Source organism: Amycolatopsis sp. NPDC114504, from assembly GCF_055633595.1.
Genome location: NZ_JBVKDU010000001.1, coordinates 1,567,439 through 1,589,096, shown reverse-complemented (window position 1 = coordinate 1,589,096; position 21,658 = coordinate 1,567,439). Strand labels below are relative to the sequence as shown.

The 21,658-nt window shown below is 70.4% G+C and carries 22 protein-coding genes and 3 pseudogenes; 8 read left to right on the top strand and 17 right to left on the bottom strand.

The genetic code is table 11. The features are described from left to right. Positions 1-131 precede the first annotated feature (131 nt). Positions 132-686, top strand: a complete 555-nt coding sequence (locus ACZ7PG_RS07395; RefSeq protein WP_470238247.1) for a hemerythrin domain-containing protein — start codon at positions 132-134, stop codon at positions 684-686. Positions 687-715: 29 nt separating this feature from the next. After that, entirely contained in the window at positions 716-1,177 is a 462-nt protein-coding gene (locus ACZ7PG_RS07390) for a DUF4383 domain-containing protein (protein WP_470238246.1), read from the top strand. 188 nt (positions 1,178-1,365) lie between these two features. Here ACZ7PG_RS07390 and ACZ7PG_RS07385 read toward each other — a convergent pair. Together ACZ7PG_RS07385 and ACZ7PG_RS07380 are read right to left on the bottom strand one after the other, a co-directional pair. Next, positions 1,366-1,709, bottom strand: a pseudogene (locus ACZ7PG_RS07385) (acetate kinase); the annotation flags it as partial. Positions 1,710-1,895: 186 nt separating this feature from the next. After that, positions 1,896-2,504: a TetR/AcrR family transcriptional regulator gene (locus tag ACZ7PG_RS07380; RefSeq protein ID WP_470238245.1), complete on the bottom strand. Its 609-nt coding sequence runs from the start codon at positions 2,502-2,504 to the stop codon at positions 1,896-1,898. A 100-nt stretch (positions 2,505-2,604) separates the two neighbouring features. Here ACZ7PG_RS07380 and ACZ7PG_RS07375 point away from each other — a divergent pair, with 100 nt between their 5' ends. Both ACZ7PG_RS07375 and ACZ7PG_RS07370 read left to right on the top strand, forming a co-directional pair. Further along, complete coding sequence (locus ACZ7PG_RS07375) at positions 2,605-3,738, top strand: FAD-dependent oxidoreductase (protein ID WP_470238244.1); 1,134 nt, start codon at positions 2,605-2,607, stop codon at positions 3,736-3,738. Next, positions 3,735-4,352, top strand: a complete 618-nt coding sequence (locus tag ACZ7PG_RS07370; RefSeq protein WP_470238243.1) for a DUF3159 domain-containing protein — start codon at positions 3,735-3,737, stop codon at positions 4,350-4,352. Before ACZ7PG_RS07375 ends, ACZ7PG_RS07370 begins: the two co-directional genes overlap by 4 nt. A gap of 445 nt (positions 4,353-4,797) precedes the next feature. Here ACZ7PG_RS07370 and ACZ7PG_RS07365 read toward each other — a convergent pair whose 3' ends face one another. Together ACZ7PG_RS07365 and ACZ7PG_RS07360 are read right to left on the bottom strand one after the other, a co-directional pair. Then, the gene (locus tag ACZ7PG_RS07365) at positions 4,798-5,037 is read right to left on the bottom strand and encodes a three-helix bundle dimerization domain-containing protein (RefSeq protein WP_470238242.1); all 240 of its coding nucleotides are present in this window, start codon (positions 5,035-5,037) and stop codon (positions 4,798-4,800) included. A gap of 117 nt (positions 5,038-5,154) precedes the next feature. After that, on the bottom strand, positions 5,155-5,385 hold the full coding sequence (locus tag ACZ7PG_RS07360; protein ID WP_470238241.1) for a hypothetical protein: 231 nt from the start codon (positions 5,383-5,385) through the stop codon (positions 5,155-5,157). Between the two features lie 188 nt (positions 5,386-5,573). Between ACZ7PG_RS07360 and ACZ7PG_RS07355 the strand changes: the two genes are divergently transcribed. Together ACZ7PG_RS07355 and ACZ7PG_RS07350 are read left to right on the top strand one after the other, a co-directional pair. Continuing rightward, positions 5,574-6,527 carry a zinc-binding dehydrogenase gene (locus ACZ7PG_RS07355; protein WP_470238240.1) on the top strand — a complete coding sequence of 318 codons (954 nt, stop codon included), beginning with the start codon at positions 5,574-5,576 and terminating at the stop codon, positions 6,525-6,527. 32 nt (positions 6,528-6,559) lie between these two features. Beyond that, complete coding sequence (locus ACZ7PG_RS07350) at positions 6,560-7,750, top strand: cytochrome P450 (protein ID WP_470238239.1); 1,191 nt, start codon at positions 6,560-6,562, stop codon at positions 7,748-7,750. A gap of 19 nt (positions 7,751-7,769) precedes the next feature. Here ACZ7PG_RS07350 and ACZ7PG_RS07345 read toward each other — a convergent pair whose 3' ends face one another. The 4 genes from ACZ7PG_RS07345 to ACZ7PG_RS07330 all read right to left on the bottom strand — a co-directional run bounded on the left by ACZ7PG_RS07345 (position 7,770) and on the right by ACZ7PG_RS07330 (position 11,041). Then, positions 7,770-8,327 carry a TetR/AcrR family transcriptional regulator gene (locus ACZ7PG_RS07345; RefSeq protein ID WP_470238238.1) on the bottom strand — a complete coding sequence of 186 codons (558 nt, stop codon included), beginning with the start codon at positions 8,325-8,327 and terminating at the stop codon, positions 7,770-7,772. A 353-nt stretch (positions 8,328-8,680) separates the two neighbouring features. Then, a complete protein-coding gene (locus tag ACZ7PG_RS07340; RefSeq protein ID WP_470238237.1) occupies positions 8,681-9,274 on the bottom strand; it encodes a TetR/AcrR family transcriptional regulator in 594 nt (197 codons plus the stop codon). Positions 9,275-9,389: 115 nt separating this feature from the next. After that, complete coding sequence (locus ACZ7PG_RS07335; RefSeq protein WP_470238236.1) at positions 9,390-10,214, bottom strand: SDR family NAD(P)-dependent oxidoreductase; 825 nt, start codon at positions 10,212-10,214, stop codon at positions 9,390-9,392. Between the two features lie 215 nt (positions 10,215-10,429). Next, positions 10,430-11,041, bottom strand: coding sequence for a hypothetical protein (locus ACZ7PG_RS07330; protein WP_470238235.1), 612 nt, complete (start codon positions 11,039-11,041; stop codon positions 10,430-10,432). A gap of 554 nt (positions 11,042-11,595) precedes the next feature. Between ACZ7PG_RS07330 and ACZ7PG_RS07325 the strand changes: the two genes are divergently transcribed. Both ACZ7PG_RS07325 and ACZ7PG_RS07320 read left to right on the top strand, forming a co-directional pair. Further along, the gene (locus tag ACZ7PG_RS07325) at positions 11,596-12,048 is read left to right on the top strand and encodes an Hsp20/alpha crystallin family protein (protein ID WP_470238234.1); all 453 of its coding nucleotides are present in this window, start codon (positions 11,596-11,598) and stop codon (positions 12,046-12,048) included. Between the two features lie 3 nt (positions 12,049-12,051). Then, complete coding sequence (locus tag ACZ7PG_RS07320) at positions 12,052-12,771, top strand: type 1 glutamine amidotransferase domain-containing protein (protein ID WP_470238233.1); 720 nt, start codon at positions 12,052-12,054, stop codon at positions 12,769-12,771. Positions 12,772-12,829: 58 nt separating this feature from the next. On the opposite strand, the pseudogene ACZ7PG_RS07315 reads toward ACZ7PG_RS07320, so the two are convergent. The 9 genes and pseudogenes from ACZ7PG_RS07315 to ACZ7PG_RS07275 all read right to left on the bottom strand — a co-directional run. Beyond that, positions 12,830-13,031, bottom strand: a pseudogene (locus ACZ7PG_RS07315) (ABC transporter ATP-binding protein); the annotation flags it as partial. Between the two features lie 217 nt (positions 13,032-13,248). After that, positions 13,249-15,213, bottom strand: a complete 1,965-nt coding sequence (locus ACZ7PG_RS07310) for a right-handed parallel beta-helix repeat-containing protein (protein ID WP_470238232.1) — start codon at positions 15,211-15,213, stop codon at positions 13,249-13,251. A 165-nt stretch (positions 15,214-15,378) separates the two neighbouring features. Beyond that, complete coding sequence (locus tag ACZ7PG_RS07305) at positions 15,379-16,056, bottom strand: response regulator (RefSeq protein ID WP_470238231.1); 678 nt, start codon at positions 16,054-16,056, stop codon at positions 15,379-15,381. Then, complete coding sequence (locus tag ACZ7PG_RS07300) at positions 16,053-17,360, bottom strand: sensor histidine kinase (protein WP_470238230.1); 1,308 nt, start codon at positions 17,358-17,360, stop codon at positions 16,053-16,055. Before ACZ7PG_RS07300 ends, ACZ7PG_RS07305 begins: the two co-directional genes overlap by 4 nt. A 37-nt stretch (positions 17,361-17,397) precedes the next feature. Further along, positions 17,398-18,237, bottom strand: coding sequence for an ABC transporter permease (locus ACZ7PG_RS07295; RefSeq protein WP_470238229.1), 840 nt, complete (start codon positions 18,235-18,237; stop codon positions 17,398-17,400). Further along, positions 18,234-19,172, bottom strand: a complete 939-nt coding sequence (locus tag ACZ7PG_RS07290; protein ID WP_470238228.1) for an ABC transporter ATP-binding protein — start codon at positions 19,170-19,172, stop codon at positions 18,234-18,236. Before ACZ7PG_RS07290 ends, ACZ7PG_RS07295 begins: the two co-directional genes overlap by 4 nt. A gap of 5 nt (positions 19,173-19,177) precedes the next feature. Further along, a pseudogene (locus tag ACZ7PG_RS07285) lies at positions 19,178-19,612 on the bottom strand (Rieske (2Fe-2S) protein); the annotation flags it as partial. A gap of 262 nt (positions 19,613-19,874) precedes the next feature. Further along, positions 19,875-20,567: a polysaccharide deacetylase family protein gene (locus tag ACZ7PG_RS07280; protein WP_470238227.1), complete on the bottom strand. Its 693-nt coding sequence runs from the start codon at positions 20,565-20,567 to the stop codon at positions 19,875-19,877. Next, on the bottom strand, positions 20,564-21,631 hold the full coding sequence (locus tag ACZ7PG_RS07275; protein WP_470238226.1) for an undecaprenyl-diphosphate phosphatase: 1,068 nt from the start codon (positions 21,629-21,631) through the stop codon (positions 20,564-20,566). The genes ACZ7PG_RS07280 and ACZ7PG_RS07275 overlap by 4 nt, the downstream gene beginning before the upstream one ends. Positions 21,632-21,658 lie beyond the last annotated feature (27 nt).

The following is a 21,658-nucleotide window of genomic DNA, read 5'->3' as shown; positions in this document are numbered from 1 at the left end:
GATGGGAAGGCATGCGGGTACAGGGCAAGGAGATAGTGGCCCCGGAAAGTTCGAGTTCATTCGCCGCAGCCACCCCGGCCTCACTTTCCCGCCGTGGTGCGGCACTCACCCCGTTCTGATGAGGAGTTCCCATGGAGGACCACGACGAAGACGTCATCGCGTTGCTGCAGCGGCAGCACCGGGAGATCCGGGCGATGTTCGCCGAGCTTGAAACCGCGGCAAACGACCGGCGGAAAGAGGTTTTCCGGGATCTGGTACGCCTGCTGGCCGTGCATGAAACCGCCGAAGAAGAGGTCGTGCACCCTGAGATCCGCGATCTCGAACCGGCGGCGGAGACCGTCGTCGAGGCTCGGCTGGGCGAGGAGCACCGGGCCAAGGAGCTGCTGACCACGTTGCAGAAGATGGGTCCTGACGCCGACGGGTTCGACACGCTGCTGGTCCAGCTGCGCGAGGACGTGCTCGCGCACGCGGATCACGAAGAGCGCGAAGAGTTCCCGTTCCTGCGTGCGCACCATACGCCGGAGCGGTTACTGGCCATGGCGGCGACGGTGCGACTGGCCGAGGCGGTGGCGCCGACGCGGCCGCACCCGGGCGTGGAGAGCGCCAAGGCCAATCTGCTGCTGGGCCCGCCGGCGGCGATCATGGACCGGGCGCGTGACGTCATCCGCACCGCGCTCGGGAAATGAGCGCGGCGCCTGTGAACGGAGAGCCAGACGTGCCCGAGCGGATCGCCGCCGAACGCGACGTCATTTCCCGTGGCACCCCGTCACGCATCGCGGTGCTGGCGATCGGTGTCGTCTACCTCGTGCTGGGAGTCGTGGGATTCTTCGTCCCCGGCAACGCCGGTTCGACGACCGCCGGTCCCTTCGGAGTGCACGCCACGCAATACACGCTGCTGATCTTCAGCGTGGGACCGGTTTTGAACATGCTCCACACGCTCGTCGGCGTGGCGGGCGTGGTCGCGGCGCGCAGTGCCTCCTGGACGCGGATCTACGCGCTCGCGGCGGCGGTCGCGTTCGCCGGCCTCAACGCCTACAGCCTCCTCGTGATCACCGTCGGCACCGGCGACCGGTTGAACCTGAACTGGGCCGACGTCCTCCTGCACTTGATCACGATGGTGGTCTTCGCGATGGTCGCGTGGTCGGCGTTCCGGATTCGGCGGCGCCGGAACGCCTGAGACGGCGGCCGTCGCCAGCTCGAGCTCTTCCCGAGAGCGGGCGGCGAGCACCGGAACGGCCGCGTTCGCGGGCTGATCACCGAATCCCGCTCGCGGAGACGGCTGAGGCCTCCGGTGATGCCGGGCTCGAAGACCGCCAGCGCGAACCGTGCCTTGAAGTCGCCGTCGCGGGCGTCGCGCACGAGATCACGGGCGTCGTCCGACGTCCCGGACAGTCCGTCCACGCTCAGCTCGCCTTCGCGCGGCAGCCACAGCACCATGCCCGGGACGACGGTGCCGGATCGGTTCGCCATCATCGTGCCTTCCAGCGGCGTGAAGCCATGGAGGTGTGGACGCTGCGGCCGCGCGAGACCGCACAGACCGAGCAGCCGCCGGACAGGTGCGCCACCAACAGGTTCAGCTCACTGACCGGACGACGCAAGAGCTCGGCCGCCCGCTTGGTCGCCCAGCTGAACGACAGCCCGTGGAAGCCGTACCGCCGCAGGTCCCAGCGGGCCCGCCAGCGCGCGGGCAGGGGATAGGCCGAGCGCACTTTGCCGTTGACCACGGCGGGTTCGACGACGTCCGGGCCGCCGTGCACCAGCCGATGCGTGACGACGTCGATGTCGCTTCGGTCGAGGCTCCCGAGTGGCCGTTCCGGACTTCCGAGACGTCCGACTGGCCGCAGACGACGAGCGTGCAAAGAGTCGGTGAGAAGCTTTCTGCCGCCGCTACCGGCTCACGATGATGCCGTGGGTCCGGTCAGGCAGTGCTGCACCAGGGGACCGAACCGGTCCACCAGTTCGTCTACGGTCGAGGACGCGATCGGTTCGATCCGCATGATGTACCGCGCCACCGTGAGACCGAGTATCTGGACGTTGACCATGGCTGCCCGCAGTGTGGCGTCCGGTGTGCCGAGCAGCGCCGCCAGCCGGTCGGTGATCTCGCGGTCGATGAACTCGCGCAGCAGCGCTTGGGACTGGGCGTCGGTCGGTGCCGATCTGGTCAGCATCACGAGCGGGGTGCGGCCCGACTTGTCGAGGTTCTCCACCAGGGTCCGGACGATGCGCTCGCCGATGGTGTCGAGGCCACCGGCGAAGATCGACTCGATGGCCGGCGGGACGGTGCCGGACATCTCGACAGCGGCGCCGAACAGGCCCTGCTTGGTGCCGAAGAAGTAGAACACCATGGCCGGGTCGACTCCGGCCGCGGTGGCGATCGCGCGCACCGTCGTGGCGCGGTAACCGTGCTCACCGAACAGTTCTCGCGCGGTCTCGAGGATCCGCTGCTTGCTCTCCGCGCCGGATCGCCAGCGTCCGGGGCGGCCGTGGGTGTCGTCTTCCGTCATGACCACCTAAGCCTAGCACCCTTTCTTCATCAGTCGGTGGAGTTTTGCCCGAACTCGCCGTAGCGTGTTCTTCATCGGATGGTGAAGAAAGGGTGCTGACATGAGAGTGATCGTGATCGGAGCCGGCCTCGGTGGGCTGACGCTGGCTCACGGACTCCGCCGGGCGGGCATCGACGTCGCGGTGTACGAGCGGGATGGCGCGCGGGGACGTCGGCAGGGCGTGAGCCTGCACGTCGACGACCGGGGCGCGGCGGCGCTGCGGGCGTGCCTGCCTCCGGCGCACGCCGCGATGGCGGAAGCCACCATGGGAGGGCGGCGCGAGCGGACCCTGACACTGTCCGATGTGGAGGGAGAGCTGACCGTCGTGGACACCCGCCCGTCCGACGGTGTGGCCGGCCGGGCGCGGCCTGGCCGGCAGGTCCACCGGCCGTTGCTCCGGGCGGTGCTGCTGACGGGACTGGACGACGTGGTCCGGTTCGGAGCGGAGTTCACGCGGTTCGAGCAGCGCGCCGATGGCACGGTCCGGGCCTTTTTTGCGGACGGCAGCACGGACACCGGGGACGTCCTGGTCGGCGCGGACGGGATCGGTTCGGCGGTTCGCCGCCGATACCTGCCGGACGTGCGGGTGGCCGACACGGGACGGCGCATGATCATGGGCGCGACGCCGCTGCGAGCGGTGGCCGGCACCGGGTTGCCGGAGCTGGTCGGCGACAGCCCGGCCGTCGCGCGGGAGGGCGGCACGATGATGGCGCTGGGCGTGCTGCGGTTCACCCGGCGGCCGGTGACCGCGCGGCAGGAGTTGTTGCCCGCATTGAGCTCCCGCGCGGTCGTCGACGCCGAGGACTACGTGATGTGGGCCTTGCCCAGCACACGGGAGCGGCTCGGCTCACCGGTCTCGGTGTGGCACCAGGCCCAGGACCTGGCAGCGGACCTGCATCCGACGTTGCGGCTGATCGTCGCGGAGGCCTGGCCGGACGTCACGGCCGCACTCCGGATCGGGACGATCCCGCCGATGCCCGCCTGGCCGGCCAGTCCGGTGACGGTCCTCGGCGACGCCATCCACCTGGCCCCGGGTTTCGGTGGCAACCTCGCGATGCGGGACGCGCACCGCCTCGGCGAGGCGCTGGCCGCGGCGGATGGTGGCCGGCTCGACCTGTCCGGCGCGATCGGCGCGTACGAGGACACCATGCGCCGCACCAGCTTCACGCCCGTCGCGGCGAAGGCGAGCGCATGAGTCTCGACGTGCTGACCCGGAAGTCCCTGTCGTTGTTCGACGCGGTGGGCGGGTGGCGCACGGTCGCCGAGGGCGTCGCGTCCCGGGTGGTGTTCCTGGTCGCCTACCTGCTGACCGGCCGGGTGTGGACCGCCGCGCTGATCGCCGTCGGCGGGGTGGCGGCGCTCGCGGTCGTGCGCGTGTGGACCGACCGGCGCTACTGGTCGGCGGCGATCGGGCTGGCCATCGTCGGCGGCTCGGCCTTGCTGGCCGGCGCCACCGGGCAGGCGATCAACTTCTACCTCCCGGCCGTGGTCATCCAGGCCGTTCAGGGGGCGGTCTTCCTGCTGTCCATGCTGGTGCGGTGTCCGATGGTCGGGGTGGTGATGGGGGTGGTGCGCCGCGAACGGTTCGGCTGGCGACACGATCCGGCGGCACGGCGGCGCTACCAGCTGTGCACGGCGGTGTTCGTGGTGAAGTGCGCGATCGCGACGGCGGTGCAGGTGCCGCTGTATGTGGCCGGGCAGACCACCGCACTCGGCATCGCCGCCACGCTGCTGGGAGGCGCGCCCTCGGCGGGCGCCTGCCTCTACCTGTGCTGGCGGATACTCCGCGAAGACCCGCAGGTCGCCTAGAGTGCGGTGGCTACCCGCTACGACCGGACCGAGCCGGTTGGACAAGGTGACCTTCCGGCTCCCGGGCGAAGCCAGGTAACAGATGGCCGAGCTCGGCCGGCAGTGAAACGGTCGATCGCTGGCGTACGGTGCTGGGCGGGACGCCGCAGCGGGCACCGAACGCCGAGCTGAAGTGTGCGGGGTCGGTGGGGCCCCACCGGTGGGCGATGGCTGCGATCGTGGGCGGCAGAAGAGTGCGTTCGGCTGGAGCTACGGTCGGGCGGCGGCAGGATTGACCTCACGGGCTCGCGATGGTTTCGCACGGTCTTCGGGTGGTCGCCGCGCATTCGGACATGGGGCAACCTCCTTGTGCGCGAGCCACTGCAGGAGCGTGGTCTTCCCGGCGCCGGCGTCACCGACGAGCAGGACGTGCCGGTCGGCGGCCGGCGCGTGTGCCGCGTCGGCGTTACCCCTTGCGGTGTTTCGCCGGTGGGGCCGCGAGGGTGGCTCGGACGGCGCGTTCGACCAGGATGGGCACGAAGGCGTGGATGCGGGCGCTGCCGAAGCGGGATCGTTCGTGCTCGACGAGGTCGTGCACCGTCGTGGCCTCGACACCGGTGTAGTCGTTCACGAGGCGATCCTCGAGCTGTTCGAAGTGGGCGTTCAGCTGTTCGGACGCCATGGTGTCCAGGGTGGGTGTGCTCATGGTGCCTCCCCGCGTGTCGGTCCTGGCGAGTCTGGTGTACCCCATCAGACAACCGGCAGATGAACGAACGGTGAACACGACAATGCGGCTCAACTCGACGCCGCGGCGCGACCTTCGCTACGAACGCCGCAGCCGGCGGACGACACCCCTGGCGAGCAGCGGAGCGACGATCACCACCAGCAGCACAAGTGCGGCCCAGCCGCCGTCTCCGCGGTCGTAGGCGGCCGGGGCCAGTCCTTCGAACCGCCGTTGGTCAGGTCCTCGCCGTCCGGGGTCGCGCTTGCGTGGCCGCGCCGGCGAAGGACGACGGTCCGATGGGTTGCCGGTCAGGCGGGCGTTGGAGTTCATCTCTTGCGAGACATTGACATCTCATTACGAGTCGTCCACTGCTCGACAATCGTGTACGGTGACAGCTATCTGTTAGTCAACTAACGGATAGCTCGATGGGCGGGGAGCCCGGAGGCGTGGACGTGAAGGGAGGAGGGGGCCGGCCCGCGAGGGCGTAGCGCCCCCGACTGGCGATGAAAGCGATCTGGTTGACCGAATTCGGGGACCCGTCGGTGCTGGTCGCCGGGGATGCCCCTGATCCGGTTCCCGGCGAAGACCAGGTGCTGGTGGACGTGGAAGCGGCGAGCGTGCTGTTCGCGGAGACGCAGGCGCGGGCCGGGCGCTCGATGGCGCCGTTCCCACTGCCGACTCCGCCGTTCGTGCCGGGTAACAGCGTCGGCGGAGTGGTCACCGCGATCGGTTCGCACGTCGATCCGAGCCTGGTGGGACAGCGAGTGGTCGGCTCGACCGGCGGAACGGGCGGCTACGCGGAGAAGGCGGTGCTCGGTGCCACCGGTGTGATCCCGATTCCGGCGGAGGTGTCCACCACCGACGCGGTGGCGTTGATCGACGACGGCCGCACGGCGATGGGCTTCTTCCGGCTGGTCGAACCGAAGCCGCAGGAGTGGGTGCTCGTCGAGGCCGCGGCCGGTGGGCTCGGGAGCCTGCTGGTGCAGCTCGCCGTGAACGCCGGTGCACGCGTGATCGGTGCCGTCGGCAGCGGTACCAAGCTGGACACGGTACGTGCGACCGGTGCGGAGGCGGTGAACTACCGGCAGCCCGGCTGGCTCGAGCGGGTCCGCGGCCTGACGAGCGGTGCGGCCGTCGACGTGGTGTTCGACGGTGTGGGCGGGGAGATCGGCACGGCGGCGACGTCGCTGGTCGAGTCCGGTGGGCGGTTCATGGTGCACGGCGCGGCCAGCGGCGCCTACACCGACACCGCGGACCTCGAGGCCCGGGGTGTCACCGTGCTCGGGATCCCGCAGATGGTGGCCAAGCTCGGCCCGATCATGGGTGAGCTGGGGATCGCCGCGCTCGCGGAGGCGGCGGCGGGCCGGCTGCGCCCGGTGGTCGGGCAGACGTTTCCGCTCGAGCGGGCCGGCGACGCCCACGCCGCCATCGAGGCCAGGGCCACGATCGGCAAGACGCTTCTGCTGGTGTGAGCGAACTACGAGACACAAGGGGCGGACCGAAGATGACAGAAGCACTGAAACTGCCGCTGGAGATGCGGCGCAACGGGGTGAACCCGGTCGAGGAGCTGGGCCGGGTACGGGAAGGTCAAGGCGTGCTGCGGCAGATGACGCCGTTCGGCGAGTACGCCTATCTGATCCTGCGGTACGAGGACGTCCGGGAGGTGTTCTCGGACGCCGGCCGGTTCAGCAGCGCCTTCGACGGGCCTCCCGACACCGAACACCTGGGGACGGAGGAGCGGGCCAAGCTGCAGGCCGGGCAGTTGATCGGGTTCGACCCGCCGGAGCACACGCGGTTGCGGCGGATGCTGACCCCGGAGTTCACGGTGCGGCGGATGCGCCGGCTGGAGCCGCGGATCACCGAGATCGTCGAGTCCGCTTTGGACGATCTCGAGAAGGCGGGGAAGCCGGCGGATCTGGTGGCGCACTTCGCTTTGCCGGTGCCCTCGCTGGTGATCTGCGAGCTGCTGGGCGTGCCGTATGCGGACCGGGCCGAGTTCCAGGACCGGTCCGCGCGCATGTTGGACCTCGCGGCCCCGGCTGCGGACCGCAACGCGGCGAGGCAGGAGGACCGCGCCTACATGAGCACCTTGGTCGCCCGGGCGCAGGCGGACCCGGGTGAGGACATGCTCGGGATGCTGGTGCGCGAACACGGCCACGACCTGTCCACCGACGAGCTGATCGGCATCGCGAGCCTGCTTCTGCTCGCCGGGCACGAGACGACGTCGAACATGCTCGGCCTGGGCACCCTGGCCCTGCTGAACCATCCGGATCAGCTCGCGATGGTCCGCGACGACCCGGCGCACGTCGAACCGGCCGTCGAAGAGCTGCTGCGCTGGCTGTCCATCGTGCCGTCGCTGATCCGCACCGCCAAGGCCGACGTCGAGATCGCCGGGCACACCATCCCGGCGGGCTCGCTCGTCGCGCCCTCGCCGCTGGCCGCCAACCGTGACCGCGCCTTGCTCGACCATCCCGAGGTCCTCGACGTCACCCGTGGGGGTGCCGGTCATGTCGCCTTCGGCCACGGGGTGCACCACTGCCTGGGGGCACCCCTGGCGCGGACGGAAATGCGCATCGCGTTCCCGGCACTGCTGAAGCGCTTCCCCGGGCTCGCACTGTCCGAACCGGACGCCGAGCCCGAATTCCGGATCTTCCACCCCGTCTACGGAGTGAGCTCGCTGCACGTGACTTGGTAGTGCGGGGCACGGGGCATGGCTAGCGGGATTTGCGGGCGCCGTCGAGGAAGATGCTCACGGCGGCCTCGGTGGCTTCCTCCGGTGTCGTGGCCTGATCGACGGTGAGCCGGAAGACGCGCTCCACGATCGCGGAGAACAACTCGAACAGGGTGTCTTCGCCCAAATCGCCGCGAAGGACCTGGTCCCGGACGCCGCGGGCGAGGACCTCGCGGACGGGCTTGGTCGTGCGCTCGACGTCGGCTGGGTCGCGGTATCCGTCGGCCTGCCTGATCACGGCTGCATACCTACTTCCGTTGCGCAGGAACACGGCGACGACGCGGGCGAGCGCGCGATCCGCGGGAAGCTCGTCGAGATTCGCGGCCTCGAACGCCGTCGCGAGTTCGGCGATCCCGGCTTCGGCGAGACTCCGCAGCAACGAATCCCGGGTGGGGAAGTGGCGGTACAGCGTCGCGCGTCCCACGCCGGCCTCGTCCGCGATCTCCGCGATCCCCGCGTCCGGCCGCCGGGCCAGGGCCCGGGCGGCGGCGTCGAGGATCGCCGACCGCGTGCGCTGCATCCCGGCATCCGATTTCACCATTTGACCATACTAACGCCTCGCAACGAGACATCAACGTCTCGTAATAAGGTACGTTGATCTCATGGCTACGCCGGAATGACGCCGTACGAGGTCACCGTCTCCACCAAGTGGACACCGCTCGGCCGAACCGCGGGCGGGCAAGATCCGCTCCCGCCTCGGCTTGCGCGCCTCTCCCGGACAGTCGGTCGGAGGTCGTCATGGGGAATCCTTCGAGGTCCGGTCAGCGAGTGACTCTCGGCCGCTCCATCACGGATGCCTCGACCTCGTCATGGACACCCGTTCTCCGCTGTCCGGGCCGCCACACCGCTCGGGGCCGTCGCTGGCCTCGTCGGGCGTCTTTCCCGTCCGCAGGGTCAGAGCCGGCGGGCGGCGGGAGGGGAGAAATCGTGGGGTGAGGGCGGGGGGAGGGTGGTCGGTGCGGGGCGAAGTCCGTCGGTGAGCAGGGTGAGGTAGCGGCGGCGGTCCGCGCCGTCGGGGTCGGCCGGGTGCGTGGTGGCCATCGCCATGATGATCACGGCGGTCACGTCGCGGACCTTCAGCTCGGGGCGGACTACGCCGGCGTCGATGGCGCGGCGGAGCACGGGCTCGACAGAGTTCAGGAAGCGTTGCGCGCTGTCGGAGGCGAACGCCGTGAACTCGAAGGCGAGGGAGTTGATCACCTGCCGCCGGGCGATCACCTCGATGACGGCTTCGAGCACGCCGGCGAGATCTCGGAAGGGATCATCGGTGTGGACCGCCGTCGTGGGCTCGATTTCGGTGGCGAGGACGTGGTCGAAGACGGCCTGGACGAGGTGGTCGCGGGTGCGGAAACGCCGGTAGAGCGTCATCGCGCTCACATCCGCGCGCGCGGCGATCTCCTCGAGGGTCACCTCGGGCCCGATCTCCTCGAACGCTTCGACCGCGGCGCCGACGATCCGTTCGTAGTTGCGGGCGGCGTCAGCTCGCACTGTGACCTCTCCCCAGGTGGCTCGATCGGGCAGGAGGCTCGTCTTCTTGCTTGACTGGTTGTGCCCCTTTGTTCACAGGTTTTCACAGCTGTGGAGGCTCAGCCACGTCGGGCGGTCATCGGCCGATCGAGCCGACCACATCCGCGGTTGCCCTGTGCAGGCGCTCGGCGTTCGCAGGATCGAAGGCAGGACCGTCGACCGGCAGGGGCTTGCCCTGGTCGAACACCGTCAGGGCCGCCTCCGGACGGTCGTCGATCAGCTTGATCATCGGGGCGATCGCCTTGGCGACAGGAGCGGCGAACAGCCGGGTCAGTCCCTTGTAGAGGGTGCGCATGGGCTGGGTCATCGATTCGCCCATCCCGGTGGCGACGAAGCCCGGGCCGTAGACCACGTAGCGGGTGCGGGCGTCCGGGTGGACCTGGGTGAAGGACCTGCCCAGGAGGTCGTTGCGGCGCGCCGTCTGCGTCGCGGCGCGCATGCTGCTGTAGCCCGTGTGCATTTGCAGGTCGTCCCAGCGCATCTTCCCGGGGGCGCCCGGGGCGGCGATGTTCAGCACCAGCGGCGCCTCCGCCCTCTCCAGCCGGTCGAACAGGTCATGGCCGAGCAGGTAGCGGCTGAGGTAGCCGAGTGCGAAGGTGGACTCCAGTCCGTCCGTGGTCTCCACGCGTTCGCTCCGGAACCGCTGGGCGGCGAGGACCAGAACGTCGATCACCTCGGGCATCCGGTCGACGACCTCGCGCACGCCCGCCGTCGTGCTGAGATCGGCCCGGACGAAGGAAGCGCGCTCGGCCGCGCCGAGGTCGGCCGCTGCCGCGAGGAACCGGGCGCCCTTGGCGTCGCTGCTGCCCACTGCGATCACCCGGTCACCTCGCCCGAGGTAGTGCAGGCCCAGCCCGCGGCCCATGCCGTCGGTGCCACCTGTGATGACGAATGTGCGCATGGTTCTCCTCGAGGACCGTTGCCCGACCTGGCCTCTAGGTCGCGCATCGCGCCGCATCTTCAGCGGCAACTCCGAGGCTACCAGATAAGTGAAAGACGACTAACACTTAGCTCTGTCGAACAGGACCTGGTTCCAGCGCTTGCGTGATCGCGGATCGGACGACCTCGATGGACGGCGTGCGGGCGCCACGGCGGACCGCGAGGGAGACTGTCCATTCACTCTGTCAGGCCCGCCGCCTCATGGGCAGCTTCGTCGACTGCCTTGCCCGCTTTGGCGGCCAGGTCGGCCAGGTCGGGCAGGTCCGGGTTCAGCTCCCTGGCCCTGGCGGCGAGCCGCTCCACCAGCGCCGCCGAGTTCTGTGCCAGCCGCACCGCGTCGGTCATCCGGTCGTCCGCGGCCAGCTGTTCGATGTGCCAGCCCAGCCCGGCGAGCGTCTCGTCGTTGGTGTCCGGGGACAGGTAGCCGGACAGTCCCGGCGGGTACCGGGTGCCGGCGCGCAGTTCGGACAGCGCGGTCACCACCGAGGGCTCGGCGCTGAACGTGTCCAGCAGGTCGATCAGCGCGAACAGCCTGGCCACGATCTTCGGTCGGCCGGGGAAGCGGTCCAGCCACCGCACCAGCTCGGCGTCGCCGCCGAGGTGCTGCACGATCCGGGTCATCTGCGCGGCGAGCGCGGTGGGCAGCTCAGCGTGGAACATGGCGATGAGGGCCACCTCGTCGGCCAGCTCGGCCTGGCCGTCCTCGTCCAGCTCGTCGGCGACGAATCTCTTGACCAGCTTCGTGTTGAGAACGAAACCCGGCTTCGGCAGCTGCTCGTGGTCGGTCATGGGCCTTCCAGGTTCGGGACGGCGTCCGGTGTGGACGATGTGTGGGCGGCCCCCGGATTTCCTCCTCGACTCTGTGAATTCCAGCCGGCATCAGCCGCCGGGGGCCTGGCCGGGGACGAGGAGCGGTTCCGGCCCCGTCAGGCGTCCCCGCGGGTCCCGTCCGCTCCTTCTGGTCTCACCAGCCTGTCTCGACAATGCATCGGGTCGTGCCAGCGCCGTATCGACCTGGCAGGTCGAAACCAGCACGGCGAACGGGCCTGCCAGACGCATCGGGCGGCGCCGCGGACCAGACCGGACTGTCGTCCTCCGCAAGTACGAACAGCAGCTGTGGTGCCACGTCATCGTGGTGGCACAGGCCGTCCACAGTGGTACTGCCCTGGCACACCGGTCGGCCTGGCAGGGTGAATCCGCCCGGCAAAATCCGTCCCCGGCGTCTGAGACGCCACCCGCCCGCGGCTGCCATGCTCGGCCCATGACATCGGCACGGCAGCGGTCTTCGCCACGCTGCACGACACGATCAGCGGTGACGTTCGAGTAACAGGAGGAGACCTACCATGACTCTGCCCGTCAGGCGTTCTGTCGGCCAGGCGGATCGATGGAACCCCTTACGCGAATTCGAAGATTTCTATCACCAGGTGGACCGGCTCGCGCAGTCGGCGCTGGGCGCCGCACGGGACGGCGGGCCGTGGCTGCCGGCCGGAGACGTCTCGGAGACCGATGACGCCTACCTGGTCGAGATCGAACTGCCCGGCGTCCGGCGGGAGGACGTCGACGTCGAGCTGTACGGCAACGAGCTGGTCATCACCGGTGAACTGAAAGAGCGGGAGCGCAAGGGTTTGCTCCGCCGCCGCACCCGCAGGGTCGGCGAGTTCGAGTACCGCGTGACGCTGCCCGGCGACATCCGCGCCGACGGCATCGGGGCATCACTCGACAGCGGCGTGCTCACCGTACGCGTCCCGAAGGTGGACGCCGCCAAGCCCAACAAGATCAAGGTCACCGGTGGCTGACCGATGACCCGAATCCTGGTGGTGCTCTCCGGCAGCGACCACTGGACGCTCGCGGACGGTACCCGGCTCCCTACCGGTTACTGGGCCGAGGAGTTCGTCGTGCCGCACAACGGGTTCCGCACCCAGGGTGTCGAGGTGGTCGTCGCCACCCCGGGCGGGGTGGCGCCGACGGTGGACCGGAGGAGCCTGGACCCGGAGATGGCGGGCGGCGAGAGGAAAGCCACCGCGTTCCGCGACTATCTCGACGCGATCGCCACCGAACTGGCCCAGCCGATGGTGCTGCAGCACGCGATCGGGCACGTCGCCGACTACGACGCCATCTACATCCCCGGTGGGCACGGGCCGATGGAGGATCTGGCCGGCTTCCAGCCGCTCGGCGAGCTCCTCGTCCAGTTCTTCGACACGGGGCGCGTCGTCACGGCGGTCTGCCACGGTCCGGCGGCACTGCTCTCGGCCAACCGGCGCGACGGCGACTGGCTGTTCGAGGGCAGGCGAATGACGGGGTACACCAACGAGGAGGAGCGCTTGGCCGGCCTGGCCGACCGCGCGCCGTGGTTGCTGGAGGACCGGCTGCGGGAGCGGGGCGCGGACTTCAAGACGGGCGCGCCGTGGGAGCCGCACGTCGTGGTGGACGCCAACCTGCTCACCGGCCAGAACCCGGCGTCGTCCCAGGCGGCCACCGACTGGACGCTGCGTGAACTGCGCGTATACAACGCACTGTGAGACAGCGTCCAGTTCCGAACGGGTTTGCCAAACGAGTGGTTCCTCGGGGCGAGGGGAACTGCTTGCGGGCGACGTCGCCGAGGCCGACCAGCTCGATGACCTCGTCGACGCGGGATGCCGGTGCTCAGCGCGAGGGCCAGCAGGTGGTTGTAGGCGGATCGTCCGGTGTGGACGGCTTTCGCCTCGAGCAAGGCGCCGACCTCGTGCAGCGGCGCCGCGTGCTCGCGGTAGAGCTTGCCGTTGACCGTGACCGAGCCGGACGCGAGCTTCGATCATGGGGCGTGCTGGTCCTTTCGGCCGGAGTGGCCGACCCCTAGAACCGGACGGGGTGGCGCCGAGGCCGATGCGGCGCTGGGCAAGCTCGACGAACTCGGTGAGGCGATCGACGCCGGGACCCCGGACGGCTGGTCGCCGCCGAGGGTGATGCACTGGCCGCGGAGTTCGGGCGCAGGTTCGGGGGAAGCTGAGGGCGGCGCGTCAGCCGGCCGGAGTCCAGTCGAGGATGTCGGCGTACGCCGCTTCCACACCCGCGTTGGTGCGGATGCTCGCCGGGATGCCGCCGGCGTCGGTGATCGCGTGGTTGTTCTTGACCACCACGGACTTCTGGTTGTAGTCGGCGCTGCCGTTCTCCCAGTAGTTGTTCTCGATGTCGAGCGGGTCGTAGGTTCCCTTGTTCAGGGTGTAGTCGGTGTGCTTCGAGCCCCACGCGAGATCGGCGTTGTACAGGCCGTTGCCGGTGATCGTGATGTTCCCCGCGCCGTTGTCGGTGTAGACGGCCTTGCCCGCGCCCTTCTGGTCGTGGATCACGTTGCCGGTGACCTTCTCGCCGCCGGCCATGTTCGGTCCGGTGTTGCCGTTGGTGTAGATCCCGGCGCCGTCGGCGAGCAGCTGCATGTGGTCGAAGATCAGGTTGTTCGACAGCGCGTTGTTGTTGCTGTAGTTGGGTTCCGCCTTGATCTTCACCTTGTCCGGCCAGCCGCCCCAGCCGATCGAGATCCCGCTGTAGGGCACGTGGTCGATCTGGTTGTGCGAGACCGTGGTGTGCTCGGTGTAGCCGAGGTCCATCCCGATGCCGCCCGCGTACTCCACCGACGTGGCGAACACGTGGTTGTCGAGCAGCCGGTTGCCGCTGGTGTGCTGTGCCGCGGCGGTGGGCAGGGTGATGTCGACGCCGCCGAGCTCCAGCCCGTTGCCGGAGATGTCGGTGAACACGCTGCCCTGCACCAGGTCGTTCTGCGAACCGGTGCCGAGGTCGAGCCCCGCCGCGCCCAGGTGGGTGAACGCGTCCCGCGTGAAGCTGATGTTCTTGTCGTAGGCGAAGGAGACGTTGCCCGGTTCCTTGGTCCAGTTGCCGTACGGGCACTTCCCGCTGTCGATGAACTGGCACAGCCCCTGCTGGTCGAAGCCGTGCGCGCCGGTCAGCGTGTAGTTCGCCTGGATCTCCGAGAATCCTTCGGGGGTGCTCGGGAAGTTCCAGGTGGCGTAGGAGAACTGGAGGCCGGCGAACGTGATGTCGTGGACCGGCGCCGAGGCCGTCCCGATGCCGGACACCAGGGTTTCCAGCGCGGGCGCGGTCACCGTCTCCTTGGTGATGTCCTCACCGGGCTTCGGCACGTAGAAGACGGTGTGCGCGGTGTTGTCGAGGTACCACTCGCCGGCGGAAAGCAGCTCGTAGGCGTTTTCCACCGCGGTGGGCAGTTCGGTGATGGCCTGGCGGCCGACCAGCTCGACCGTGCGACCGGAGTCGTCGGTGCGCATCACGCGTTTCGTCGAGTTGTTCCAGCACGGTTGCGCCATCTTGATCGTCGTCGGCGAGATCGTGTTGACCGGGCACCGCGGCTGCGTCCACGCGCCGAGGCCACCGGTGTAGACGAAGTCGATGTCCTTGGGGTTGCGCCAGTTGTCCATCGCGGCCGACGACGTCGTGTAGCCGCCGGTGATCCTGGTCAGCGTCACCGGAAGGGTGCCGGTCGCGCGGGGGACCCGGACACCGTTGACGTAGAGCTGGCGCGTCCGCAGCGTCGCGGGGGCGGGCGCGGACCAGATGTTCTTGCTGCTGTCAGCGACTTTCCAGCCGGTGATCGGGACGCCGCCGCTGAGGACCGGCCGGGCGCCGGGCGCGGCGGTCCAGAGCACGCGGTGGCCGTTGGCGCCGGAGTCGGCGGCGGTCAGCTGCAGCGGCGCGCTCAGCGCGTAGGTGCCGTCGGCGAGGCTGACGGAGACGTCGCCGGTCATGCCCGGGATCAGCCCGCGCACGAGCTGCTGGGCGCGTTGCAGCGTCCGGACGGCCTGGGCGTCGCTCGTGCCGTCGTGGGTGTCGTCGCCGTTCGGGGCGACGTGGACGACCTGCTGCGGCGCCGACGTCGCCGGGGTCACGATTGCCCCGGTCCCCGCCAGCGCGAGGCCGGTCGCGAACAATGCCGCCTTGACTCGTGTACGCACCGATGACCGTCCTTCGTCGGAGGCTCTGGGCGGCTCAGAGTTTGACTGGCATAACGAGGAACTGTCAACGATTGATCGGATGACTCATCCGGATCAATGGTGTGAATAGGGCTTTTTCGCACTATTATGTTCCGGTCATCGGATCTCTATTTTGGTGGACCCCGGTCAGCCGGACGAGTTGGGCCGTGTCAGGCCGAGGTCGTAGGCCAGGATGACTGCCTGGATGCGGTCGCGGGCGCCGACCTTGGACAGCACCCGGCCCACGTGGGTCTTGACCGTCGACTCCGACAGGACGAGGCGCTCGGCGATCTCGCCGTTGGTCCACCCGCGGCCGATCGCCACCAGGATCTCTTGTTCGCGCTCCGTCAGGGATCGCCAGCGGGCGTCCGTCTGTTCCGGCGGGCCTCCCGCGCCGGCGGGCAGGCGGTGGGCGTACGTGTCGAGCAGCCGCCGGGTCAGCGCGGGAGCGATCACGGCGTCGCCGCCGGCGACGGCGCGGATCCCGGCCAGCAGTTCCTCCGGGTGCGCGTCCTTGAGCAGGAAGCCGCTGGCCCCGGCACGCAGCGCGGCGTAGGCGTACTCGTCCAGGTCGAACGTGGTGAGCGCGAGGACGCGGGAGCGGCCACCGGCGGCGACGATCCGGCGAGTCGCCTCGATGCCGTCCATCCCGGGCATCCGGACGTCCATGAGCACGACGTCCGGCCGCAGGGCCGCCGTCTGCCGCACGGCTTCGGTCCCGTGGGCGGCCTCCCCGGCGACCTCGGTGTCGGGGGTGGCCTCCAGCAGCATCCGGAAGCCGAAGCGCTGCAGCGGCTGGTCGTCGACGATGAGGACGGTGGTCACGCCGTACCGCCGGGGAGCGGGGTGATGTCCAGGACGGCCTGCACGGCCCAGCCGCCGCTCGGCGCGGGACCCGCGTCGACGGTGCCGCCGTAGAGAGCGGCGCGTTCGCGCATGCCGGCGAGGCCGTGTCCCTCCTCGGCGGGTGGCTCGAGCCGGCCGGAGCCGTCGGGCCGGCCGGTGTCGTGGACGCGGACCCGCAGCTCCGTGTCCGCGGCGGCGACCGAGACGTCGATCCGGGTGCGCGGACCGGCGTGCTTGAGCGTATTGGTCAGCGCCTCCTGGACGATGCGATAGGCCATCAGCTGTACTCCGTGGTCGAGGGTGTCGAGTTCGCCGGCGGAGCGGTACACGACGTCCGGTCCGGCGGTGCGGAACCGGGTGCAGAGCTGCTCGAGGTCGGCGATGCCCGGCTGGGGGTTGAGGTCGGGGGCGTCCGCGCGGTCACGCAGCACGCCCACCATGCGCCGCAGTTCGCCGAGGGCCTGGCGGCCGGCGTCGCCGACCAGCTGGAGGGCCTGCTTGCTCCGTTCCGGGCTGCCGTCCGCGGCGTACGCGCCGCCGTCGGCGAGAGTGATGATGACCGAGAGGTTGTGGCCGATGATGTCGTGCATTTCGCGGGCGACACGGGCGCGTTCGGTGGCGGCGGCCAGTTTGCTGCGCTGGTCGCGTTCGACCTCCAGCCGGGTCGCCCGATCGCGGAGGCCGGCGAGCTGGGCCCGGCGGATCCGCACCGTCAGCCCGAGCGCGACCGCCGCGGTCACGGCGCTGAGCAGGAAGAACAGCGCCTCCCACAGGGACACGACGCTGAACGTCCGGGAAACCCTGACCGCCACCGGGAACACCAGCGTGACCACGGCCGCGCAGGCCCACGGCAGGCGCCGGAGCCGCCCGTGCAGCACCACGCTGTACAACGCGACGAGCAGGGCGATGTCGGCGCGCAGGAAGACCCCGAGTGACCACTGAACCACGAACGCCGCCGCCACCAGGGCCAGCGCCACCGCCGGAGCCCGCCGCCGCAGCAGGAGCGGGAGCAAGAGCCCGGCCTGCAGTGCCACGGTGGCGCCCGCCGGCAGCTGGGTGAACGTCTGCAGCAGCCGTTCCGGACCGGGATCGTCCTCGTGCGGGACCAGGTCGGGCAGGCAGAACATCAGGAACATCACGGCGATGACGGCGACGTCCAGCACCCAGGGCCGGCGCCGGTCCGCCTGCCGGAGCCACTGGCCGGCCCGCGTCAGCCGGCCGACGGCGGAGTGGGCGGGCCACACTCCGTCGCCGGCCGGGTCGCTGCCGCTCACGGGGTTCACGTGTCCATCGTGGACGACGATCGCCGGTACCGGGAACTCAGGCGTCGGACCGGACCAGGCGGACGGCGGCGCCACCCAGCGCCAGCGCTGTCCAGCCCAGGAACACGAGCAGCCCGGCGGTGGGGGAGAGGCTGGTGCTGTCGTGGGTCAGGGCGAACATCGACTGGCCCGCGTTGCTGGGCAGGTAGGGGCCGATGTCGGCCTGCCAGGTCTTCGGGAGCAGCGAGATGAGGCCCGGGATCAGCATGAGCGCGGCGACGAGGACCGAGATGCCGCCGGCGACCGAACGCAGGAGCGCGCCCAGCGCCACGCCGAGCACGCCGACGAGCCCGAGGTAGAGGCCTGCGCCCAGGAGACTGCGGACGACGTCCGGGTGCGACAGCGTCATGGCCGCCGGGGTGCCGGAGACGATGGAGCTCCCGAAGAGGAACGCGGCGAACGCGCCGACCACGCCCAGCAGGAGCGCGACGAGACCGAACACCGCCGACTTCGACCACAGCACCGGCAGCCGGCGCGGAACCGCCGCGAGCGTCGAGCGGACCATCCCGGTCGAGTACTCGCCGGCGGCGACCAGCACACCGAGAACCCCGAGCGCCAGCTGGGTGAAGTTGGTCCCGAACAGGGAAAGACCGACCGCGGTCGCGCCCGCGAAGTCCGGGTCGATCGGCTGGCCGGACGTGATGTTCGAGCGGTATCGGGCGGCCGAGATCAAGCCGAACGCCAGCAGGAACACCAGACCGAGCCCCAAGGTGATCCAGGTGGAGCGCAGCGACCACAGCTTCGTCCACTCCGAGCGCAGGACGTTGCGCGTGGTCACCCGGTAGACCGGCCGGGCGGGCGCCGCTGTCGCGGCCGGGCTCGTGGTCATGGTGCTCATGCCGCCCTCCCGAGCGCGTCGGTGCCGGTGGTGACGCCGTGGTACTCGACGGCGTCGCGGGTCAGGTCCATGAACGCCTCTTCGAGGGAGACCGAGCGCGCGGTCAGTTCGAACAGCGCGATGCCATGCTCGGCCGCCTTGAGCCCGATCGCCCGGGCGGACAGACCGGTGACCTGCAGCTCCTCGGAACCGGCGTGGCCGCTGATCTCGACGCCGGGCCCGGCGAGGATCTCGCGCAGCCGCGCCGGGTCGGCGGTGGCCACCTGGACGGTGTCGCCGCCCGCCTCCCGGACGAGGTCGTCGACCGTGGTGTCGGCGAGCAGCCGGCCGCGGCCGACGACGATGAGGTGTTCGGCGACCAGCGCCATCTCGCTCATCAGGTGCGAGGACACGAAGACGGTGCGCCCGTCGGCGGCGAGCCGGGTGAGCAGGTTCCGGATCCACAGGACGCCTTCGGGGTCGAGCCCGTTGACCGGTTCGTCGAGCATGACGGTGGCCGGGTCGCCGAGCAGGGCCGCGGCGATCCCCAGGCGCTGGCCCATGCCGAGCGAGAAGCCTCCGACGCGCTTCTTCGCCACGGACTGCAGCCCGGTCAGCTCGATGACCTCGTCCACCCTCCGTCGCGGGATGCCGTGCGTCTGGGCCTGGGCGAGCAGGTGGTGGTAGGCCGACCGTCCCGGGTGGACGGACTTCGCCTCGAGCAGGACACCGACTTCCTGCAGCGGGGCGGTGTGCTGGGCGTAGTGGCGGCCGTTGACCCGGACCGAGCCGCCGGTGGGGGCGTCCAGCCCGACGATCAGCCGCATGGTGGTGGACTTGCCCGCGCCGTTCGGCCCGAGGAAGCCGGTGACGGCGCCCGGCCGGACGGTGAAGTCGAGCCGGTCGACGGCGGTCTTCTCCCCGTAGCGCTTGGTCAGCTGGTGTGCCTCGATCATCGTGGTCATCCCCTGGGTACGCGGGCCGGGTGTCCCGGCTCGTCCTGCCCGCAACGGTAGGGAGGGAAACCGGGGCGGCCGTGGTACCGCGGGTGGCAATCCCGCGAACCCGTAGTACCGCGGTACGACACGGAGACGGCCTCGCCCGCCGGCTCACGCGCGTAGACCTGGATGTCCCCGTCCTGTTCCCGGACCGGGAACCGGGGCAGTGGCGGGATGTCCACCGGGAGGTCGTAGTGCACGATCTCGCCGGTCAGCGCGAAGATCGCGTTGTGGCAGGGGCAACGCAGCCGGCTGGTGGAGGTGACGAGCCGCAGGCGGCAGCCCCGGTGGGTGCAGGTCGAAGACACCGCGCGCAGGCCGTCCGGGGTCCGCTGGACGAAGCCGATCAAGGTGTCCAGCTCGAATTCACGCACGCCACCGGCCGGCAGGTCGGCGCTCGCCGCGACCGTGGCCCGCTTCGATGGCCGGCACCGCGGCTCCGTCGAGCACGGTCAGGTTTGCGCTTTAGGTGGGTGTGAGGCCAAGACGAGATATCCCCAACCGGCCAAGGATTCCATGAACGCGGTGTACTGCGGTGCCGGGACGCGCGGACGGCGACATGCCCGAGGTAGCCGCCACTACCAGCACGAGGAGAACCCGGAGCGCACGAGCCGTGCCGCGATAGGACACGGCGCGTACTACGCGACACGTGGTAAACGATCACGCCGGTGGTCCGAAGGTGAGGCCGCGACCGCGACAGTCGGCGATGATCGCGGGAAGGGCGCCGAGGGTGGCGCGCCACGCGCCGTTGCCGGTCGTCACGTCGCTGTCGTGCAGGAGGATCGTGCCGCCGCGACCGAGGTTCCTGGCCACTCGGCGGTGGATCGACTCCGGTGTGCAGCTCTCGGTCCAGTCGAAGCCCCACGTGCTCCAGAGCAGGGGCGTGAGCCCGAGACGTCGCGCGGAGACCAGGGACGCGGTGCTGAAGACGCCGTAGGGCGGCCGGAACCAGCGCGGCGGCGCGCCGGTGAGGCGGTGGAGCAGATCGCGGGTGGCGCGGAGGTCGCGATGGGTGGCGCGGGGTGTCCGTCGCAGCAGGCAGCGGTGGTCCCAGCCGTAGACGCCCAGTTCGTGGCCGCCGGCGACGATCTGGTGGATGACGTCCGGCGATTTCCGGACCTCGGCGCCGAGGACGAAGAAGGTGGCCCGCACGTCGTGCTCGGCCAGGACGCGCAGGAACTGCGGGGTGGCGGCGGGGTCCGGGCCGTCGTCGAGGGTCAATGCGACGTGACCGGGCTCGGTGACGCCCGCCAGGCGAGGCATCAGGGTGCGTCGCGGGCCCGGCAGGAACGCGGCCGCGGGTGCGGCGTGTGCGGCGAGCGCGAAGGCGGCGGCCGCCAGGACGGCTTTCACGCGACCTCCAGGAGCTTTTCCAGCAGCGGGAACGCGTCGATGGCCGGCTGGGGGCGGTGGTCCGGGCGGGCCGAGAGAAGGGCGGCGGCGAGGTCGTTCCGGGAGTGCAGCCACGGAACCAGGCCGAGCTGGTCGAGCGTCGCGGCGTTGGCTCGTCCATGGCCGGGCAGGCAGCGGTAGGTCAGCACCGGGAGACCGCTGGCCAGGCCCTCGGACGTGGTCAGCCCGCCGGCGTTCTGCACCACCACGTCGACGGCGTGCAGCAGCCGGGGCATGTCCTCGACCCAGCCGAAAACGTGCCGGTGACCCGCGACGGTGAGCTGCTCGCGCAGTGCGGCGTTGCGGCCGCAGACGACGACCGGGATCGCGGCGACGTCGGCGGTCGTCTCGCAGACGTCGCCCACGCCCCACGATCCGGCGACGACCAGGGCCAGGCGACCTCGCTCGGGCAGGCCGAAGGCTCGCCGCGCCTCGCTTCGTTCCGCCGCCATCGGCGGGCGGAACCGCCTGCCGACCAAGGGTGCCGCCACCGCCACGTCCGGTGCGCCGAACGCCCGGGCCTCGCTTGCGGCGTAGCGGTTCTGGGCCAGGTGCAGATCGGCCGACGGATGCACGCACAGCCGGTGCACGGCGGGATCCGTGAGGTACACCGCGAGTGGAGCCGCCAGGGTGAGGGTGCCGCGCAGTGCGGCGAGCGCTGGGGTGGCGGCCGGCGCACCGGCGCCCGCCAGCACGCAGTAGAGCGTGAGGTACGCACTGGCGAACGACGCCACGCTCCCGGCGAGCACCTGGCCGTGGATGCCGATACCGAGCTGGCCGAACAGATCGGGGATCTCGAGCACGCCGGCGGCCAGGATCACCGGCGTCGCCGGCGGGAACGAGAACCGGGCGGCGTCCTCGTGCGACAGCCCGCGCAGCGGCCCGGCCGCCATCGTGACCCCGGAGCGGCTGATCCCGGGCTGCAGGGCGAGCACCTGCGCGGTGCCGATAAGGGTGCCGCGGCCGAAGGACATCCGGGACAGCCCGGCGGCTCGGTCGGCGAACTTGCTGTCCAGATCGGACACCAGCGGTGGGTTCCGTTGGGCCAGGAT

What these genes read in the sequence shown, in the direction of transcription:
- ACZ7PG_RS07365 (WP_470238242.1), bottom strand. Translation starts at nt 5,037, where the DNA reads ATGAGCACACCCACCCTGGACACCATGGCGTCCGAACAGCTGAACGCC.
- ACZ7PG_RS07335 (WP_470238236.1), bottom strand. Translation starts at nt 10,214, where the DNA reads ATGCGCACATTCGTCATCACAGGTGGCACCGACGGCATGGGCCGCGGG.
- ACZ7PG_RS07330 (WP_470238235.1), bottom strand. Translation starts at nt 11,041, where the DNA reads ATGACCGACCACGAGCAGCTGCCGAAGCCGGGTTTCGTTCTCAACACG.
- ACZ7PG_RS07380 (WP_470238245.1), bottom strand. Translation starts at nt 2,504, where the DNA reads ATGACGGAAGACGACACCCACGGCCGCCCCGGACGCTGGCGATCCGGC.
- ACZ7PG_RS07370 (WP_470238243.1), top strand. Translation starts at nt 3,735, where the DNA reads ATGAGTCTCGACGTGCTGACCCGGAAGTCCCTGTCGTTGTTCGACGCG.
- ACZ7PG_RS07360 (WP_470238241.1), bottom strand. Translation starts at nt 5,385, where the DNA reads ATGAACTCCAACGCCCGCCTGACCGGCAACCCATCGGACCGTCGTCCT.
- ACZ7PG_RS07320 (WP_470238233.1), top strand. Translation starts at nt 12,052, where the DNA reads ATGACCCGAATCCTGGTGGTGCTCTCCGGCAGCGACCACTGGACGCTC.
- ACZ7PG_RS07375 (WP_470238244.1), top strand. Translation starts at nt 2,605, where the DNA reads ATGAGAGTGATCGTGATCGGAGCCGGCCTCGGTGGGCTGACGCTGGCT.
- ACZ7PG_RS07395 (WP_470238247.1), top strand. Translation starts at nt 132, where the DNA reads ATGGAGGACCACGACGAAGACGTCATCGCGTTGCTGCAGCGGCAGCAC.
- ACZ7PG_RS07345 (WP_470238238.1), bottom strand. Translation starts at nt 8,327, where the DNA reads ATGGTGAAATCGGATGCCGGGATGCAGCGCACGCGGTCGGCGATCCTC.
- ACZ7PG_RS07295 (WP_470238229.1), bottom strand. Translation starts at nt 18,237, where the DNA reads ATGAGCACCATGACCACGAGCCCGGCCGCGACAGCGGCGCCCGCCCGG.
- ACZ7PG_RS07325 (WP_470238234.1), top strand. Translation starts at nt 11,596, where the DNA reads ATGACTCTGCCCGTCAGGCGTTCTGTCGGCCAGGCGGATCGATGGAAC.
- ACZ7PG_RS07290 (WP_470238228.1), bottom strand. Translation starts at nt 19,172, where the DNA reads ATGATCGAGGCACACCAGCTGACCAAGCGCTACGGGGAGAAGACCGCC.
- ACZ7PG_RS07350 (WP_470238239.1), top strand. Translation starts at nt 6,560, where the DNA reads ATGACAGAAGCACTGAAACTGCCGCTGGAGATGCGGCGCAACGGGGTG.